Source organism: Rugamonas aquatica, assembly GCF_009380215.1.
GTDB classification, from domain to species: domain Bacteria; phylum Pseudomonadota; class Gammaproteobacteria; order Burkholderiales; family Burkholderiaceae_D; genus Rugamonas; species Rugamonas aquatica_B.
The window spans coordinates 1-15,428 of sequence record NZ_WHUG01000001.1 but is presented as its reverse complement, the minus strand read 5'-3'; the positions used below and the strand labels follow the sequence as shown (position 1 = coordinate 15,428).

Here is a 15,428-nt window from a genome sequence, read left to right as displayed (position 1 = left end):
CGTCCCCACCCCATACCCCCACTGCGGCCAGGCGGCTCAGCCGACCGTGCCGATGATGCTCACTTCGCGGTTCTCCGGTATCTCGTTGTACGACAGCACATGCAGGCCGGGCGCGAACAGGCGCGCGTAGCGCGCCAGCAGCGGCCGGATCTGCGGCAGCACCAGCAGCAGCGGCGGCGTGGCCTGCTGCTTCATCTGCTCGCGCGCCACCGGCATATTGACCTGCAGTTGCGCCAGCAGATGCGGATCGATAGGATAGTTGTCCAGCACCACCTTGCCGCTCTGGCGCGCCTGGTTCAGCGAGCCCAGCAGCATGTTCTCCAGGTCGCCGCCCAGGTTGAAGGCCTGCATCTCCGTCTTCTGGCCGAACAGGCCGGTGACGATCTGGCGCCGCAGCGCGCAGCGCACCTCGGCCGCCAGCAGGATGGGATCCTTGGTGGTTTCGGAACTATCGACCAGCGTGGTGGCGATCGGCACGATATCCTTCAGCGACACGTTTTCCGCCAGCAGCACGCGGAACACGCGCAGCATCTGCGTGTGGGTCAGCGCCTTGTCCAGCGAGGACGCCAGCTTGGGCGACAGCGCCGCCAGCCGGTCCATCAGCGCCGGCACGTCTTCGTGGCGGAACAGTTCCGGCAGGTATTCGCGGATCAGCTTGGACAAATGGGTGGCGATCGCGCTCGGCGCCTCCACCACCTGATAACCGAGGCCCAGCGCGTTGGCCTTCTCGCTGGTTTCGATCCATGTCACCGGCATGCCGTAGGCCGGCTCGATGCCGGGGATGCCGTCGATCTGGCCGTAGATGTTGGGCGACGGGATGGCCATCAGGCGGTCGGCAAACACCTCGGCCTGGGCCACCACGCTGCCCGACAACATCACCGAATACTGCGAAGGCTTCAGGCCGAGGTCGTCGCGCACGATGATCGGCGGCAGCAGCAGGCCCATCGCTTCGGACAGGCTCTGGCGCACGCCCTTGACGCGCTTGGTCAGCGGCTCGCCGTGGGCCTTGTCGATCAGGCCGACCAGCTTGTAGCCCAGCGCCACCTGCAATTGCTGCACGGCCGGCAGGCTGTGCCAGTCGAGGTCGGGCGCGCGGTCGTCGCGCAGCGCGGCCTCGATGGCGTCGAGATTGGACGTGTCGGGCGCCTTGACCCGCTGGAACAGCCGGTAGCCGACATAGGCCAGCACCAGCGCGAACGGGCCGAACATCTGCCATGGCATGCCCGGCACCAGCGCCAGGATCAGCATCATGCCCGAGGCGCTCATCATCACCTGCGGCGAGGCCAGCACCTGGTCGCCGACTTGCTGTTCGAAGTCGCCGGAGTCCGAGATACGCGTGACCAGGATGGCCGCTGCGGCCGACAGCAGCAGCGCCGGGATCTGCGCCACCAGGCCGTCACCGATGGTCAGCAGCGCGTACTGCTTGAAGGCGTCGCCGAAGGACATATCGTGCATCAGCGCGCCGATGGCCACGCCGCCGACCATATTAATGATCAGGATCAGGATGCTGGCGACGGCGTCGCCGCGCACGAACTTGGAAGCGCCGTCCATGGCGCCGTAGAAGTCCGCCTCGGCGGCGACGTCGAGGCGGCGGGCCTGGGCTTTTTCCTGGTTGATCAAGCCGGCGTTGAGGTCGGCGTCGATCGCCATCTGCTTGCCGGGCAAGGCGTCCAGCGTGAAACGCGCCGACACTTCGGAGATCCGCTCGGCGCCCTTGGTGACGACCATGAAGTTGATGATCATCAGGATCACGAACACCACGATACCGACCACATAATTGCCGCCGATGACGACATTGCCGAAGGCTTCGATCACATGGCCGGCCGCGGCCGTGCCTTCGTTACCGTGCTGCAGCACCACCCTGGTCGACGCCACGTTCAGCGTCAGCCGCATCATGGTGGTGGCCAGGATCACGGTCGGGAACACCGAGAAGTCCAGCGGCCGGCGCGCCGAGACCGACACCAGAATGACGATCAGGGCCAGCACGATGTTGAACGTGAACATCACGTCCAGCAATACCGGCGGCAGCGGTAGCATGATCATCGCCAGGATGACCAACAGGAATGCCGGCGTGGCGAACTTATGGCGACGCGCTTCGGCGACCAGCCTGTTCAAAAAATTCATGACTGCTTAACCTCGCTCATGGATGTGGGGACATCGACTTCTCTTGGATAGACCGGCTCGGCGTTACGGCGTCCGGTACGGAATGCTTTCAATTGCAATACATAGTTCAGCACCTGCGACACCGCCTGGTACAGCTGGACCGGGATCTGCTGGTTGACCTGGCTGGTGTTGTAGATGGCGCGCGCCAGCGGCGCCAGCGGCATCACCTCGATCTTGAACTCGGCCGCCAGCTGGCGGATGTACAAGGCCATCTCGTCGATGCCCTTGGCCACCACATACGGCGCTTCGGCGCGGTCGTGGTCATACTTGAGCGCGACCGCGTAGTGCTCCGGGTTGACGATCACCACGTCGGCGGTCGGCACCGTCTTGCGCGCGCTGCGCCGCGCCATCGCCCGCTGCAGCTGGCGGATGCGGCTCTTCACTTCCGGCCGGCCCTCGGTCGACTTGTGCTCTTCCTTCTGGTCCTGCTTGGACATGCGCTGGTTCTTGGCGAAGAAATACGCCTGCGCCGGCACGTCGATCAAGGCGAAGATGATAAACACCGCGACCAGCGACATCAAGCCGTCCAGCATCAAATTCGACCCCGCCAGCATGGCCTGGCCCATCGGCATGTGCTGCAGCTGGGTGTAATCCTGCACCGTCGAGCGCGCCACATGGATCAGCGTGGCGATCAGCACGCCGGCCTTGCCCAGCGAGACCAGGAACTCGAAACCGTGCTTGGCGCTGAACAAGCGCCCCAGGTTGGCCGCCGGGCTCAGGCGCTCCATCTTCGGTTCCCAGTGCTTGGTGCTGACCACCCAGCCGCCCGGCACCATCGCGCCCAGCACGATGAAGAAGGGCACGATGAACAGCGGCAGCAGCATCTTCACCAGCAGCCACATCGAGGTGCTGAACACGGTCGACATGGCGTTGTCGATCGCGCCCGTCGAGTCCAGCGGCGCAAAGCTCTGGTGGAAGATTTCGTGGAACTCGGCCATGTAATCGGGCAGCAGGTAGACGAACAGCTTCAGGCTGACCAGGATGCCGATCGCGGTCGACAGGTCGCGCGAACGCACCACCTGCCCTTCCTGGCGCGACTTCTTGAGCTTCTGCTGTGAAGCCTTTTCTGTTTTATCGGCGCTGTCCTGGTCAGCCATGGAGCGCCACCTGCATCTGCTGGCGTATCAGCTCCAGCACCATATTGGTCATGCGCACATAGTGCTCGGGGATGAAGCGCACCACCTGCGCCAGCATCATCAGGCCGAAGATGGTAATCACCGAAAAGCCCAGCGCAAACAGGTTCAGCGCCGGCGCCACGCGGTTCAGGAAACCAAAGCCCAGCTGCACCACCATGGTGGAAAACACGATGGGGATGGCCAGCAGCATGGCGGCGGAAAATATCCAGGCGACGTTGTAGGCCACCGCATTCAACAGCAGCGGCTGGTAGCCGTGGCCCAGCGGCCAGGCCTTGAAGCTCTGGCCGATGACGTTGGCGATCACCAGATGGCCGTCGATGGCGAAGAAGACGATGATGGACAGCACCGACAGCAGCGCCGACACCACGTCCGACGACTGGCCGTTCATCGGGTCATTCATCACCGCCATCGAAAAGCCCATCTGCGAGGACACCAGATAGCCCAGCACGCCGATCACCGACATGCTGAAGTGGAAGGCCAGGCCCAGCACGAAGCCGATCAGCGCCTGCTCGATGCTGGCCACCACGCCGTGCATGGAAAACGGATCGATGGGGGCGCCGGTCGTGGTCAGCGGCAGCATCAGCACCGCCAGCACCAGCGCGATCAAAATGCGCACGGTGACCGGCGTGACCGCCTCGCCCAGCACCGGCGCGCCGATGAACATCGCCAGGATGCGGCAGAACGGCCACCACAGCGCGGTCAGCATCGGCAGCAACTGGCTCAGTATCGGTTCCATGGCGATGGCTGGGCCAAGCTAGCCGACCAGCGTGGCCGCGCGGGTGAAGATGGAAACGCAGAAATCCATCAGGTAGCCGGCCATCCAGCGTCCCATCAGGATGATCGCCAGCAGCGTCACCAGCAGCCTGGGCAGGAAGCTCAGCGTCTGTTCATTGATCTGCGTGGCGGCCTGCACCAGCGCCACCACCAGGCCGGTGATCAGGCCGGGCACGACCAGGATCACCACCAGCAGCATGACGATGTGCAGCGATTCGACCACCAGGTCGACGGCAACTTCGGGAGTCAGCATCAGGGTCGCCTCAGTTTCAGTACGCCTGCACGCTCGTGACGAGCGTGTTGACAGTCAGGGTCCAGCCATCCACCAGCACAAACAGCAGCAGCTTGAACGGCAATGAAATCACCAGCGGCGACAGCATCATCATGCCCATCGCCATCAGCACCGACGACACCACCAGGTCGATCACCAGGAAGGGAATGAACAGCATGCAGCCGATCTGGAAAGCGGTCTTCAGCTCCGACAGCACGAACGCCGCCAGCTTGACGGTGAACGCGTGCTGCGCGGGCACGGTGATCTTGTCCTCGCCGGCCAGGTGGGCGATCTGCTGCAGGGCCGCCTTGCTGGTCTGCGCCAGCATGAAGCGCGACACCGGCTTCTCGGCGATCTGCAGCGCGGTCTCCAGGCCGATCTTGTCCTGGTCGTAAGGCACGAAGGCTTCGGTCCAGATCTGGTCGCCGATCGGCCGCATCACCAGCAGGGTCAGGATCAGCGCGACGCCGGTGATGATGCGGTTGGGCAGGCCCTGCTGCAAGCCCAGCGCCTGGCGCAGCAGCGACAGCACGATGACGAAGCGGGTAAAGCTGGTCATCATCATGACCATCACCGGGAGCAAGCCCAGCAAGGTCATGATGATCAGGATCTGGGTCTTGACCGTCAGCTCGGTTTTCGCGCCGGGCACCACGTTGGCCAGCAGGTCGACCGCGTGGGCCGACTGGCAGCAGAGCACCAGCGCGCCCCCGGCCAGTATCGACGCAGCCAGCAACAGGCGCCGGCGCGCAGGCATCCTCCAGATCATGGAGTCATCATGTCGAGATTGAGGCCGTCCAGGTCGATCACTTTGAGGCCGTAGTTTTCGCCCGCCACCACCACTTCGGCGCGGCCGATGGCGGTGCCGTTGACCTTGATGACCAGCGGTTCGCCGGCCAGCACGTCGAGCTCGACCACGCTGTCGGGGCCGATCGCCATCAGGTCTTGCAGCGAGATCCGGGCCGAGCCCACCTCCAGCGTCAGCGTCACCGGGATCTTGCGCATCATCGCCGGCAGGTCGCGCCGCGCCGGCGAGGCTGGCACGTCGGCCAGCTCGGTGCCGACCTGGTCGATGATCATCTCTTCGGACAGGTCTTCCAGCAGGGCGTCGCTAGGGTTGGCTACGTTCATGTTCATCATGTTATTCGGCGTCTTCAAAAGAGGTTAAACAGAGTTTGCCTTTGTGCTCGGTGACGGCGGCCGTGAAGAGGCGGGAATCTTCGAGCAGCACGTCTGCTCTGTTCAGGCTGATCGGGATCACGTCGCCGACCTGTAAATCGTACAAGCTGCCCAGCGCGATTTCCTTGCTGGCCAGGCGGCCGACCAGGCCCACCTGCAGGCGCTGGGCCAGCGGCGCGGCGGCCTTGCCCTTCTTGCCATTGCCGCTGTCGCGGTCGCGCAGCAGGCCGCGCAGCACGCTGGCCATCAGCACCTTGTCCAGCGCGAACCAGTACTTGCCGGTGGCGCCGCTGGCGATGTCGGCCAGCGTGACGGTGATGATCCAGCTGCCCTTGGCGGGATGGGAACCGGGGGCCGGCTTGAATTCGCTGTCGGCCTCGGTTTCGCCTTCGGCCGGGGCCGGCTTGTCGAGCACGGGGAGGTTTAATTCGATGCGGCCGGCCAGCGTACCGGCCAGTTGTTGCCCGAGTACAACAGCCAGGCGTTCCTCGGTGGCCGTGACCCGCACCGCGCTCTCGTCCAGCGCGGCGGCGTCGGCCTTGCCGCTGCCGTAGCGATAGTTCAGTACGCTGAGCAGCACCTTGCGTTCCAGCGAAAAGGCGATCTGTCCGGCCGGCGCCGCGAAGCTGAGCCAGCGGCTGCGGCTTTCGTTGCCTTCGAGCCGGCTGAACGCGACATCCTCCACCTGGAAACCGCCCCAGTAGCGGCGGTTCATATTCAGCCGCATCGACTGCGACAGGTCGTCGCGCAACTGGGCCGCAAAGATGTGCAGCAGATGCACCGGCCGCCCCAGCAGGCATGGGTCCAGAACTTGAGGTGGCGCTGTCTGTTTTGTCGTTGTCATGTTTTCGCCATGTCGGATTTCTTCGCTACTCCACCATCATCTCACTATCCAGCTAAAAACTGGTTACTTCGAACGCACTATTTGGGGAATATTACCTATCGTAACTTAAAGTCAGCCGATATCGATAGCACAGCATACATCAAAATTCACATTATTGCCAAACAACAATATTTAACTGAACAATTCCACCGGGCAAATAAGTCTTTACAAGAATATTGCTAGCCGGTAAGCTTATCCCAGCTCCAGCAGTCTGACGCTGCCCCGCAACACACATGAATAAATGGCGCTTAGTGAATGATTTATAACGATATTTGCCGCAGGAAAACTGTTTCGGCGGCGCTGCCGCCGCCAGGCGCCCTTCTTCACTCCAGGAAACAATCAAGCATGACTGCCACCCCGCTGGGAAGCATACCAGTTGGGGTCTGATCATCCTGCATACGCTGCCATTCTTACAAGACTGTGACATCGACAGCGTGGTGTCGCTTGATTGGGAACAGCGACCAACAGATAAACAACGCGGGGCTTGCTGCTTTCTGGCAATCTGGATATGGTAGACATATGGGACTAACGTTGCATGAACGGGAGATAGCAAGATGAGTAACGGAATCTCTAACCTGATACAAGCGGACCTCGCGTCGCTGACCAACGCGGCGCAAAACCTGGCCAATCAGAGCATCGCCCCGGCCGCGCAATTCGGCGCCGGCGCCAGCGACGTCCAGCCCGCCTTCTCCTTCGCGCAATCGATGAAGGATGCGGTGCACAAGGTCAGCGATGCCGACGCCAACGCCGCCCAGCAGATGTCCGATGTCGATTCCGGCAAGAGCGACGATCTGGTCGGCGCCATGCTCTCCAGCCAGGAAGCCAGCCTGTCCTTCTCGATGTTGATGCAAGTGCGCAACAAAGTGATGGGCGCCGTGGACGAACTCATCAAATTACCGCTGTAACGGCCCGCCCGGTTCAACGCGAAAGCAAACAACGTGATCAATCCCCTCAAGTCCGCCTTCGAGCGCTGGCGCGCCAGCCCCGTCGCGCTGTCGCTGCCTCCCAATCTGCTGAAAAACCTGTATCCGCTGCTGCTGCTGGCGATCGGCGTGACGGCCATGGTGCTGATGTATCTGTGGAGCGACCAGTCCGGCTACAAGCCGGTGTTCGGCGCGCGCGAAAAAGTCGCCGCGGCCGACATGATGACGGTGCTCGACGCCGACCACATCCCTTACCGCCTGCATCCGGAAAGCGGCCAGGTGCTGGTGCCCAACTCCATGCTGGGCAAGGTACGCATGCTGCTGGCCGCCAAGGGCGTGACCGCGCAGCTGCCGGCCGGCCTGGAGCTGATGGACAAGAACGACCCGCTGGGCGTGTCGCAATTCGTGCAGGACGTGCGCTTCCGCCGCGGCCTGGAAGGCGAGCTGGCGCAATCGATCATGACGCTGGACGCGATCGCCCATGCGCGCGTGCACCTGTCGATCGCCAAGTCGACCTCCTTTGTTTCCTCGGACGGCGAGAAATCGTCGGCCTCGGTGGTGGTGGCGCTCAAGCCCGGCCACACCATGTCGCCTGAGGCGATCGCCGCCGTCGTCAACATGGTGGCCGGCAGCGTCGCCAGCCTGAACCCGCAGCGCGTCAGCCTGGTCGATCAGACCGGCAACCTGCTGTCGTCCCACATCGACCTGGCCGACGGCTTCGACGCCGGCGCCGCCAGCAATGAAAACGGCAAGCGCATCCAGGACGAGGTCAAGGCCAACGTCCGCAACCTGCTGGGCCCGGTCATCGGCGACGACAACTTCCGCATGAGCGTGATGGCCACCGTCGACAACGACAAGGTCGAGGAAACCGTCGAGAAGTATGGCGCCGATCCGAAAGTGACCAGCGAAGCGATGCGCGAAGAACAGGACCGCAACCGCGTGGCCATGGGCGTGCCGGGCACGCTGTCGAACCGTCCGCCGCCGGCCAACGCCAACCCGGCCGACGCCAACAAGCCGGCCGCCGCCAACGATCCGGGCAACCCGGGCGAAGGCACGGCGCGCAAGAACGCCACCACCCGCCAGTACGCCTACGACCGCAGCATCATCCAGACCAAGCGCAGCCGTGGCCGCCTGGAGAAGCTCAGCGTCGCCGTGGTGCTGGCGCAAGCCGCCTCGCCGACGCCGAAGACCGGCTGGAGCGCCAACGAAATCGCCAACATCGACAAGATCCTGCGCAACGGCCTGGGCATCAACACCGAGCGCGGCGACCAGCTGGTGGTGTCGGTCATGAACTTCCCGCCGAAAGCGGCCGTCACCCCATGGTGGCAGGAGCGCGACAACGTGGTCGACATCAGCTCCTACGTGATGTACGGCGTGGGCATCATCCTCGGCTACTTCCTGCTGCTGCGTCCGCTGATGCGCCTGGCCACCGTGCGCCTGACGCCGGCGCCGCAGGAACTGGCCCGCATCGCCGCCGAACGCCGCGCCGCCGAACAGGCCGCCGTGGTGGCCGCCAAGGAAGCCAAGGAGGCAGCCGCCGCTGCCGCCGGCACGCCGGCCATCGCCGGCGCCCATGCGCCGGGCACGCCGGGCGCCGCCCCTGCCCTGCCGGGCGCCGCCGCCACGCCGGGCATGCCGGTGGTGCCGCTGCTGGAAAACTACGATCTGCCGCCGCCAGGCTCGGCCGTCGACGTCATGGTCGACCACCTGAAAGTCCTGGCCGCCAAAGAACCGGAACGTGTCGCCGAAGTCGTCAAACAATGGATGCAGAAAAATGGCCGAACTCAATAACCCCGACGATGAAGATTACGGCAACGCCGTCCGCAATGCGCAACTGTCGCCGGTGGAACAAGCCGCGATTGTGCTGCTGAGCATAGGCGAGGAGCCGGCCGCCGCCGTGCTGCGCTGCCTGAGCCGCGAGGAATTGCTGGAAGTGACGCAGGTGATGTCGCGCATGAGCGGCATCAAGGTCGAGTCCGTCAAGACCGCGATGCAAACCTTCTTCGACGATTACCGCCAGCAGTCCGGCGTGCACGGCGCCTCGCGCAGCTACCTGAAGCGCTCGCTGGACCTGGCGCTGGGCGGCGACCTCGCCAACACCGTCTTGAACAACATCTACGGCGACGAGCTGCGGCCGAAGATGGCGCGGCTGCAATGGGCGTCGCCGAAGTGGCTGGCCGAATACATTTCCAACGAACACGTGCAGATGCAGGCGGTGTTCCTGGCCTTCCTGCCGGCCGCGCTGGCCGGCCAGATCATCGACGCCCTGCCGGCCGACGGCCGCGACCTGGTGCTGCTGAACCTGGCCCGCATGGAGGAAGTCGACCGCGACCTGCTGGTCGAGCTCGACGAACTGGTGGTGCGCTGCCTGTCGTCCTTCGATTCGCAGAGCACCAGCGTGGAAGGCATACGCCAGGCCGCCGAAATCCTCAACCGCCTGCCCAGCAACCGCGCGCAGATGGTCGAGCTGCTGCGCGCCCACGATCCCGAGGTGGTGTCCAAGATCGAGCTGTCGATGTACGACTTCTTCATCCTCGGCAACCAGTCGGAAGTGGCGATCACCCGCATCATCGAGGAAGTGCCGCTGGAGCAATGGGCGATCGCGCTCAAAGGCGCCGAAGTGTCGATCCGCGACGCCATCCTCAAGACCATGCCGAAACGCCAGGCCCAGGCCTTCGAGGACATGATGCGCCGCGCCGGCCCGATGCCGCTGTCGCGCATCGAACAAACCCGCCAGGAAATCATGGCCACCGTCAAGGCCCTGGCCGACGCCGGCGAAGTCGAGATCCAGCTGTTCGCCGAACAGGTGGTCGAATGAAGTCGTTCCGCGCCTACCGCTTCCCGCCGCTGGCCCAGTTCACCAACCTGGCGCACCAGCGCGCCGTGGCGCACAGCCACAGCCAGGGCGGCGACGGCGGCGCCCAATGGGCCGCCTCGGTCAGCGAGGGCTTTGAACAAGGCCAGCGCGACGGCTACGAAATCGGCCTGGCGCGCGGCCAGGAAGACGGCTTCGAAGCCGGCCGCAGCGCCGGCCAGGAACAGGGCCGCGAAGAAGGCCGCCACGAAACCCTGGTGGCCTACGACCAGATGGCGCGCCCGGTCGACGCCATGCTGAAAAGCCTGAAAAAACTGCGCTCCGACTACCGCGCCGCCCAGCGCAAGGAAGTGGTCGACCTGGTGGCCAAGGTGGCGCGCCAGGTGATCCGCGCCGAACTGGCGCTGCAACCGGTGCAGCTGATGGCCCTGGTCGAGGAAACGCTGGCGTCGATGCCCCCGACCCGCGAGGAAATCGATGTCTTCCTGAACCCGGAAGAATTGAAGCGCATCGCCGAACTGGACCCGAAACGTTCCAAGCGCTGGAACCTGATCCCCGACGCCCGCCTGGAAGTGGGCGAATGCCGCATCAAGGCCGGCGACAACGAAGTCGACGCCGGATGCCATCAACGTCTTGCGGCTGTCATGGAACAGGTCGATAATCAACTTCAAGCTGCCGACGGCGGCGACGAACCGGAGAGCGAAGAGTGATCGCTGACGCCTTACGCAATCTCGAACTGGGTTCCGTACCCATGGCGACCCCGACCGGTCGCCTGGTGGGGGCGTCCGGTTTATTGCTTGAGGCCGTCGGTTGCCCTCTGCACACGGGCCAGCGTTGCCAGATTGAGACAGTCACCGGCGAATGGCTGGACGCGCAAGTGGTCGGTTTCCGCGACAAGCTGTCCTTCCTGATGCCGTTCAAGAAAGCCATCGGCCTGACCACCGGCGCGCGCGTGCTGCCGCTGCCGGAAAAAGTCAGCCTGCAGATCGGTTCCGGCTGGCTGGGCCGCATGGTCAACGGCCTCGGCGAACCGATCGACGGCCTCGGCAAGCTGGGCGGCGATTTCCCGCTCGAAGCGCAGCCGCCGCGCATCCATCCCTTGAAAAAGAAACCCGTCACCGAGGCGCTGGACGTGGGCGTGCGCGCCATCAACGCCATGCTGACCCTGGGCAAGGGCCAGCGCGTCGGCCTGATGGCCGGCTCCGGCGTCGGCAAGTCCGTGCTGCTGGGCCTGATGACCCGGCAGACCGTGGCCGACGTGGTGGTGGTCGGCCTGATCGGCGAACGCTCGCGCGAGGTGCGCGAATTCGTCGAAATGTCGCTCGGCAAGGAAGGCTTGTCCAAGGCCGTGCTGGTGATCGCGCCGGCCGACGAGAGCCCGCTGATGCGTATCATGGCCACCGAGCTGTGCCACTCGATCGCGGCCCACTACCGCGACCAGGGCAAGAATGTGCTGCTGCTGGTCGATTCGCTGACCCGCTACGCCATGGCGCTGCGCGAAGTGGCGCTGGCGCTGGGCGAGCCGCCGGCCACCAAGGGTTATCCGCCGTCGGTGTTCTCGGCGCTGCCGCAGCTGATCGAATCGGCCGGCAACGGCGAAAACCAGACCGGCAGCATGAGCGCGATCTACACCGTGCTGGCCGAGGGCGACGACCAGCAGGATCCGGTGGTCGACACCGCCCGCGCCGTGCTCGACGGCCACATCGTCATGACCCGCGAGCTGGCCGAACGGGGCCACTATCCGGCGATCGACATCGCCGCCTCGATCAGCCGCTGCATGACCCAGGTCATCACCCACGAACACATGCTGGCGGCGCGCGCGCTCAAGGCCAGCATGGCGCGCCACGACCGCGTGCGCGACCTGATCCCGCTGGGCGCCTATGTGCCGGGCGCCGATCCGGTCACCGACAAGGCGGTGCAACTGCATCCGCGGGTCGAAGATTTCCTGTGCCAGGGCACCAAGGAAGAAGCGCCCTTCGCACCGTGCGTCCACCAACTTGAAAAGCTGATGACATGAGCCAACACAACATCCGCAATCTGACCACGCTGGTGGCCCTGCGCAACACCGAGGTGGAGCGCCTGCAGACCGAGCTGGCTGAAAAGGAAAGTTTGCGCGAGCGTTATCAGAAAAACCTGGAGCGCCTGACCGGGCTCTACACGAATAGCGGCGCCAGCGGCAAATTGCATCCCGCGCTGGCCGGCAACTGCGGCGACTACAAGCAGGCCGTGATGCAGATGGCCGACAGCCACCGGCTCGACCTGCACATGCACGAGGCCGACATGGCGGTGTCGCAGAAGGCGCTCAACGCGGCCTGGGCCAAGCGCGAAGTGCTGGGCAAGGTGCTGAGCAAGCAGCAAAAGGTGGTCCTGCAACAGCAAAATGTGCAGGAACGCAAGCAACATGATGAATTAGCAACGCAACTCTGGATACGCGGCCAGAAATAAACGCCGCCGCGAAAAAATAGTTAGAAATATTTTCATAGGGAAACGATTAAGGTCGCCTTATATCAGGGTACACTTCAATCATCCTTACCGGGAGCACGATCATGTCCGTCATCAGCAGTCCTAACTACGATCCGCAGACCACGGCCGAGAAACTGGCGAACGCCTATGTCGCGCCGACCAAGGCCATACTGGACAGCCGCAACACCAAGGCCACCGCCACCGTCGCCGCGCTCGGTACGCTGGGCACGGCGCTGAGCGCCTTCCAGTCCACGCTGCAAGCGCTGGTCACCGGCACGTCCACCGTCAGCGCCGCCGCCGCCACCAGCAGCAATACCGCGATCGCCACCGGCACCGCCAGTTCCACCGCCGTGGCCGGCACTTATTCGTTCTACGTCGAGCAGCTGGCCACCGCCGGCCAGGTGTCCTACAACGTCAGCGACAGCGCCGTCACCGGCGCCGGCGCCGGCTCGATGAAGGTGATGCTGGCCGACGGCACCAACTTCCAGATCGACCTGGCCACCGCCGACAGCAATATGGACGGCAAGTTGTCGGCCAAGGAAATCGCCGCCGCCATCAATGTCGCGGCCAGCAACAACTCGCGCGTCACCGCCTCGACCCTGACCATCAACGGCCAGCCCAAGCTGGTGCTGACCGCCACCCAGACCGGCGCCAACAACGCCATCGCTACGCTCGATGTCTCGGGACTGGGCGACCCGGCGCTGCAATCCGACCTGTCGACGCAAAAGGTGGAAGCGACCGCCAAGGACGCCATCGTCTGGATGGGCGACCAGAACACCGGCACCAAGGTGACGCAGGCTTCGAACACCTTCACCACCATCGACAACGTCAAGTTCACCGTCAAGCAGGCGCAGCTGGCCGGCGCCACCCCGGTGCAACTGACCATCGGCCCGGACAACAGCACCACCGCCGCCAACGTGCAGACCTTTGTCGACGCCTACAACAAGCTGCTGGCGGTGTTCAACACCGTCACCGCGCCGGGCGACCACAGCCCCACGTCGGCCACCGACAGCACGCCGAAGTCGGTCGACGCCGCGCTGTACAACGATTCCGGCGTCACCGCGCTGCGCGCCAGCCTGAGCGCGATGCTGCGCAGCGCCACCGGCGGCAAGTCGCTGATCAGCTTTGGCATCACCGCCGCGCGCGACGGCACGCTGTCGCTCGACAGCGCCCGCCTGCAGAAAACCATCGCCGCCGATCCGGGCAAGATGGACCAGCTGTTCGGCCGCGCCGGCATCGGCGTCGACAGCGGCGTGCTGGGCTCGATGAACAAGCTGGTCAACACCTGGACCAATTCCGCGACCGGCCTGATCGGCGGCCGCAAGACCGCCGCCACCAAGGTGGTCGATGACGTCGCCAAGCGCCAGGTCACGCTGCAGACCCAGTTCGACAATTCCTACAAACGCTACCTGGCGCAGTTCAGCGCGCTGCAGCAGTTGCAGGCGTCGATGACCAGCACCTCCAATATGTTCGAGGCGATGTTCGCGTCGAACAACAGCAATTAAGCCTCAACCCCAGCACTAACGACCATTACGGTGAACACCATGTTGAACCAGGAAGCCTACAGCAGTTACCACTCCACCAATCTGGACGCCCAGGTGGCACGGGCGTCGCCGATCGAACTGGTGCTGGTGCTGACCGACGGCTTGCTCGAAGAGCTGGCCCGCGCGCGCGGCCACATCGTCGGCAAGCGCTACGAGCTCAAGGCCAACAGCCTGAACAAATGCACCGACATCATCAACGGCCTGGCCAGTTCGCTGGACTTCGACAATGGCGGTGAAGTGGTGGAAAACCTGGGGCGCCTGTACGACTACTGCGCCGGCCGCCTGTACACGGCCGGCGTCAGCCTGGATCCGACCATCGTCGATGAAGTCACGACGCTGCTGACCACCATCAAAAAGGGCTGGCTGGGAGTACAGGCCAAAAATGGATAGGCAACGCACCTTGCTGCAAATGGCGCAGAAAATGAGCGCCGCCATCGCTTCGCAGGACTGGAAGATGCTGGCGGCGATTAACACGTTAATGGCGACGACGCTGCCGCAGATGGCGGCCCAGGGCCCGTGGAGCAGCGCCGAGTGGGCCGCGCTGGCGGCCCTGCGCCAGGTACATGAGCAAGCGGTGGAAGCCTGCAACGCCGCCACCGGGGATCTGGACCGGCGCTTGCAGGAAATGCAGACCAATAAAGAAGGCTGGCTGGCATATGCGCTGGACAGCGAACAGTTAGAAACCGGAATCCAAGCATGACCATGACACTCTCCAGCGCTACGGCCGCGGCAAAAGCCGCGCAAGCCGAACTGACCGCTCCGGTGGCCTCCAATCACGGCGGCCTCGACAGCATGCCGACGGCCGCGCAAAGTCATAACGCCGACGCCAGCACCGGCAGCCGGGTTCCGGCGAAATCGCCTCCGCTGACCGGCAACAACAAGAATCCGGTCACCGCCAATGGCAAGTCCCAGCCGAACGGCAACAACCGCACGCCGCTGGCCAGCAACCAGGCCAAGCCGGCGCCGCGCAGCGCCACGCCGTCCAGCCAGAACGATCCGGTCAGCTACCCGGGCCGCGAGCAGGCCGAGCCGGCCGCCGATGAAGCGGTGGCCGTCGCGCCGCTGTTTGCGCAACTGCTGAACCTGGCCGACCAGGCCGCCGGCGCCGAACTGGCCGCCGTCGATGCCGGCACCGACAGCGGCGCCGACGGCAAGACCGACAGCACCACCGGCAGCGGCAGCGCCAGCACCGCCACCCTGATGCCCGCCATGTTCGGCGCGCTGCTGGCCCAGGCCGCACCGCTGGCCGCCCCGGCGCCGGCCACCGGCGCCAGGGCGGC

At 64.5% G+C, this 15,428-nt stretch carries 17 protein-coding genes and 1 pseudogene; 10 read left to right on the top strand and 8 right to left on the bottom strand.

Annotation, left to right across the window (positions count from 1 at the left end):
* Window positions 1–36: 36 nt before the first annotated feature.
* The 8 genes from GEV02_RS00090 to GEV02_RS00055 form a co-directional block, all read right to left on the bottom strand.
* On the bottom strand, window positions 37–2,124 hold the full coding sequence (locus tag GEV02_RS00090) for a flagellar biosynthesis protein FlhA (protein WP_152835956.1): 2,088 nt from the start codon (window positions 2,122–2,124) through the stop codon (window positions 37–39).
* The gene (locus GEV02_RS00085; RefSeq protein WP_152835955.1) at window positions 2,121–3,260 is read right to left on the bottom strand and encodes an EscU/YscU/HrcU family type III secretion system export apparatus switch protein; all 1,140 of its coding nucleotides are present in this window, start codon (window positions 3,258–3,260) and stop codon (window positions 2,121–2,123) included. Before GEV02_RS00085 ends, GEV02_RS00090 begins: the two co-directional genes overlap by 4 nt.
* Window positions 3,253–4,035 carry a flagellar biosynthetic protein FliR gene (locus GEV02_RS00080; protein ID WP_152835954.1) on the bottom strand — a complete coding sequence of 261 codons (783 nt, stop codon included), beginning with the start codon at window positions 4,033–4,035 and terminating at the stop codon, window positions 3,253–3,255. The genes GEV02_RS00085 and GEV02_RS00080 overlap by 8 nt, the downstream gene beginning before the upstream one ends.
* An 18-nt stretch (window positions 4,036–4,053) precedes the next feature.
* On the bottom strand, window positions 4,054–4,326 hold the full coding sequence (gene fliQ / locus GEV02_RS00075; RefSeq protein ID WP_008449457.1) for a flagellar biosynthesis protein FliQ: 273 nt from the start codon (window positions 4,324–4,326) through the stop codon (window positions 4,054–4,056).
* 16 nt (window positions 4,327–4,342) lie between these two features.
* A complete protein-coding gene (gene fliP / locus GEV02_RS00070) occupies window positions 4,343–5,110 on the bottom strand; it encodes a flagellar type III secretion system pore protein FliP (protein ID WP_152835953.1) in 768 nt (255 codons plus the stop codon).
* Entirely contained in the window at window positions 5,107–5,478 is a 372-nt protein-coding gene (locus tag GEV02_RS00065) for a FliM/FliN family flagellar motor switch protein (RefSeq protein ID WP_174998903.1), read from the bottom strand. Before GEV02_RS00065 ends, fliP begins: the two co-directional genes overlap by 4 nt.
* A 4-nt stretch (window positions 5,479–5,482) precedes the next feature.
* A complete protein-coding gene (locus GEV02_RS00060) occupies window positions 5,483–6,364 on the bottom strand; it encodes a FliM/FliN family flagellar motor switch protein (RefSeq protein WP_152835951.1) in 882 nt (293 codons plus the stop codon).
* Window positions 6,365–6,515: 151 nt separating this feature from the next.
* Complete coding sequence (locus GEV02_RS00055) at window positions 6,516–6,746, bottom strand: hypothetical protein (protein ID WP_152835950.1); 231 nt, start codon at window positions 6,744–6,746, stop codon at window positions 6,516–6,518.
* Window positions 6,747–6,957: 211 nt separating this feature from the next.
* Here GEV02_RS00055 and GEV02_RS00050 point away from each other — a divergent pair, with 211 nt between their 5' ends.
* The 10 genes and pseudogenes from GEV02_RS00050 to GEV02_RS00005 all read left to right on the top strand — a co-directional run.
* Window positions 6,958–7,308, top strand: a complete 351-nt coding sequence (locus GEV02_RS00050) for a flagellar hook-basal body complex protein FliE (protein ID WP_152835949.1) — start codon at window positions 6,958–6,960, stop codon at window positions 7,306–7,308.
* Window positions 7,309–7,341: 33 nt separating this feature from the next.
* On the top strand, window positions 7,342–9,117 hold the full coding sequence (gene fliF, locus GEV02_RS00045; RefSeq protein ID WP_328595676.1) for a flagellar basal-body MS-ring/collar protein FliF: 1,776 nt from the start codon (window positions 7,342–7,344) through the stop codon (window positions 9,115–9,117).
* Complete coding sequence (locus GEV02_RS00040) at window positions 9,101–10,144, top strand: flagellar motor switch protein FliG (protein WP_152835948.1); 1,044 nt, start codon at window positions 9,101–9,103, stop codon at window positions 10,142–10,144. The genes fliF and GEV02_RS00040 overlap by 17 nt, the downstream gene beginning before the upstream one ends.
* Window positions 10,141–10,851 (top strand): flagellar assembly protein FliH, encoded by a 711-nt coding sequence (gene fliH / locus GEV02_RS00035; protein WP_152835947.1) that lies wholly within the window; start codon window positions 10,141–10,143, stop codon window positions 10,849–10,851. Before GEV02_RS00040 ends, fliH begins: the two co-directional genes overlap by 4 nt.
* Entirely contained in the window at window positions 10,848–12,158 is a 1,311-nt protein-coding gene (gene fliI, locus GEV02_RS00030) for a flagellar protein export ATPase FliI (protein WP_328595675.1), read from the top strand. The genes fliH and fliI overlap by 4 nt, the downstream gene beginning before the upstream one ends.
* A complete protein-coding gene (fliJ, locus tag GEV02_RS00025; RefSeq protein ID WP_008449472.1) occupies window positions 12,155–12,586 on the top strand; it encodes a flagellar export protein FliJ in 432 nt (143 codons plus the stop codon). Before fliI ends, fliJ begins: the two co-directional genes overlap by 4 nt.
* A 101-nt stretch (window positions 12,587–12,687) precedes the next feature.
* Window positions 12,688–14,109: a flagellar filament capping protein FliD gene (gene fliD / locus GEV02_RS00020; RefSeq protein ID WP_152835946.1), complete on the top strand. Its 1,422-nt coding sequence runs from the start codon at window positions 12,688–12,690 to the stop codon at window positions 14,107–14,109.
* A 39-nt stretch (window positions 14,110–14,148) separates the two neighbouring features.
* Window positions 14,149–14,538 (top strand): flagellar export chaperone FliS, encoded by a 390-nt coding sequence (gene fliS / locus GEV02_RS00015; RefSeq protein ID WP_008449474.1) that lies wholly within the window; start codon window positions 14,149–14,151, stop codon window positions 14,536–14,538.
* Window positions 14,531–14,848 carry a hypothetical protein gene (locus GEV02_RS00010; RefSeq protein ID WP_152800558.1) on the top strand — a complete coding sequence of 106 codons (318 nt, stop codon included), beginning with the start codon at window positions 14,531–14,533 and terminating at the stop codon, window positions 14,846–14,848. The genes fliS and GEV02_RS00010 overlap by 8 nt, the downstream gene beginning before the upstream one ends.
* Window positions 14,845–15,428, top strand: a pseudogene (locus GEV02_RS00005) (flagellar hook-length control protein FliK); the annotation flags it as partial. The gene GEV02_RS00010 and the pseudogene GEV02_RS00005, both read left to right, overlap by 4 nt.

Excerpts from the sequence above, each read along its gene's own strand:
- GEV02_RS00090 (WP_152835956.1), bottom strand. The coding sequence starts at position 2,124 with ATGAATTTTTTGAACAGGCTGGTCGCCGAAGCGCGTCGCCATAAGTTC.
- GEV02_RS00085 (WP_152835955.1), bottom strand. The coding sequence starts at position 3,260 with ATGGCTGACCAGGACAGCGCCGATAAAACAGAAAAGGCTTCACAGCAG.
- GEV02_RS00080 (WP_152835954.1), bottom strand. The coding sequence starts at position 4,035 with ATGGAACCGATACTGAGCCAGTTGCTGCCGATGCTGACCGCGCTGTGG.
- fliQ (WP_008449457.1), bottom strand. The coding sequence starts at position 4,326 with ATGCTGACTCCCGAAGTTGCCGTCGACCTGGTGGTCGAATCGCTGCAC.
- fliP (WP_152835953.1), bottom strand. The coding sequence starts at position 5,110 with ATGATCTGGAGGATGCCTGCGCGCCGGCGCCTGTTGCTGGCTGCGTCG.
- GEV02_RS00065 (WP_174998903.1), bottom strand. The coding sequence starts at position 5,478 with ATGAACATGAACGTAGCCAACCCTAGCGACGCCCTGCTGGAAGACCTG.
- GEV02_RS00060 (WP_152835951.1), bottom strand. The coding sequence starts at position 6,364 with ATGACAACGACAAAACAGACAGCGCCACCTCAAGTTCTGGACCCATGC.
- GEV02_RS00050 (WP_152835949.1), top strand. The coding sequence starts at position 6,958 with ATGAGTAACGGAATCTCTAACCTGATACAAGCGGACCTCGCGTCGCTG.
- GEV02_RS00040 (WP_152835948.1), top strand. The coding sequence starts at position 9,101 with ATGGCCGAACTCAATAACCCCGACGATGAAGATTACGGCAACGCCGTC.
- fliH (WP_152835947.1), top strand. The coding sequence starts at position 10,141 with ATGAAGTCGTTCCGCGCCTACCGCTTCCCGCCGCTGGCCCAGTTCACC.
- fliJ (WP_008449472.1), top strand. The coding sequence starts at position 12,155 with ATGAGCCAACACAACATCCGCAATCTGACCACGCTGGTGGCCCTGCGC.
- fliD (WP_152835946.1), top strand. The coding sequence starts at position 12,688 with ATGTCCGTCATCAGCAGTCCTAACTACGATCCGCAGACCACGGCCGAG.
- fliS (WP_008449474.1), top strand. The coding sequence starts at position 14,149 with ATGTTGAACCAGGAAGCCTACAGCAGTTACCACTCCACCAATCTGGAC.
- GEV02_RS00010 (WP_152800558.1), top strand. The coding sequence starts at position 14,531 with ATGGATAGGCAACGCACCTTGCTGCAAATGGCGCAGAAAATGAGCGCC.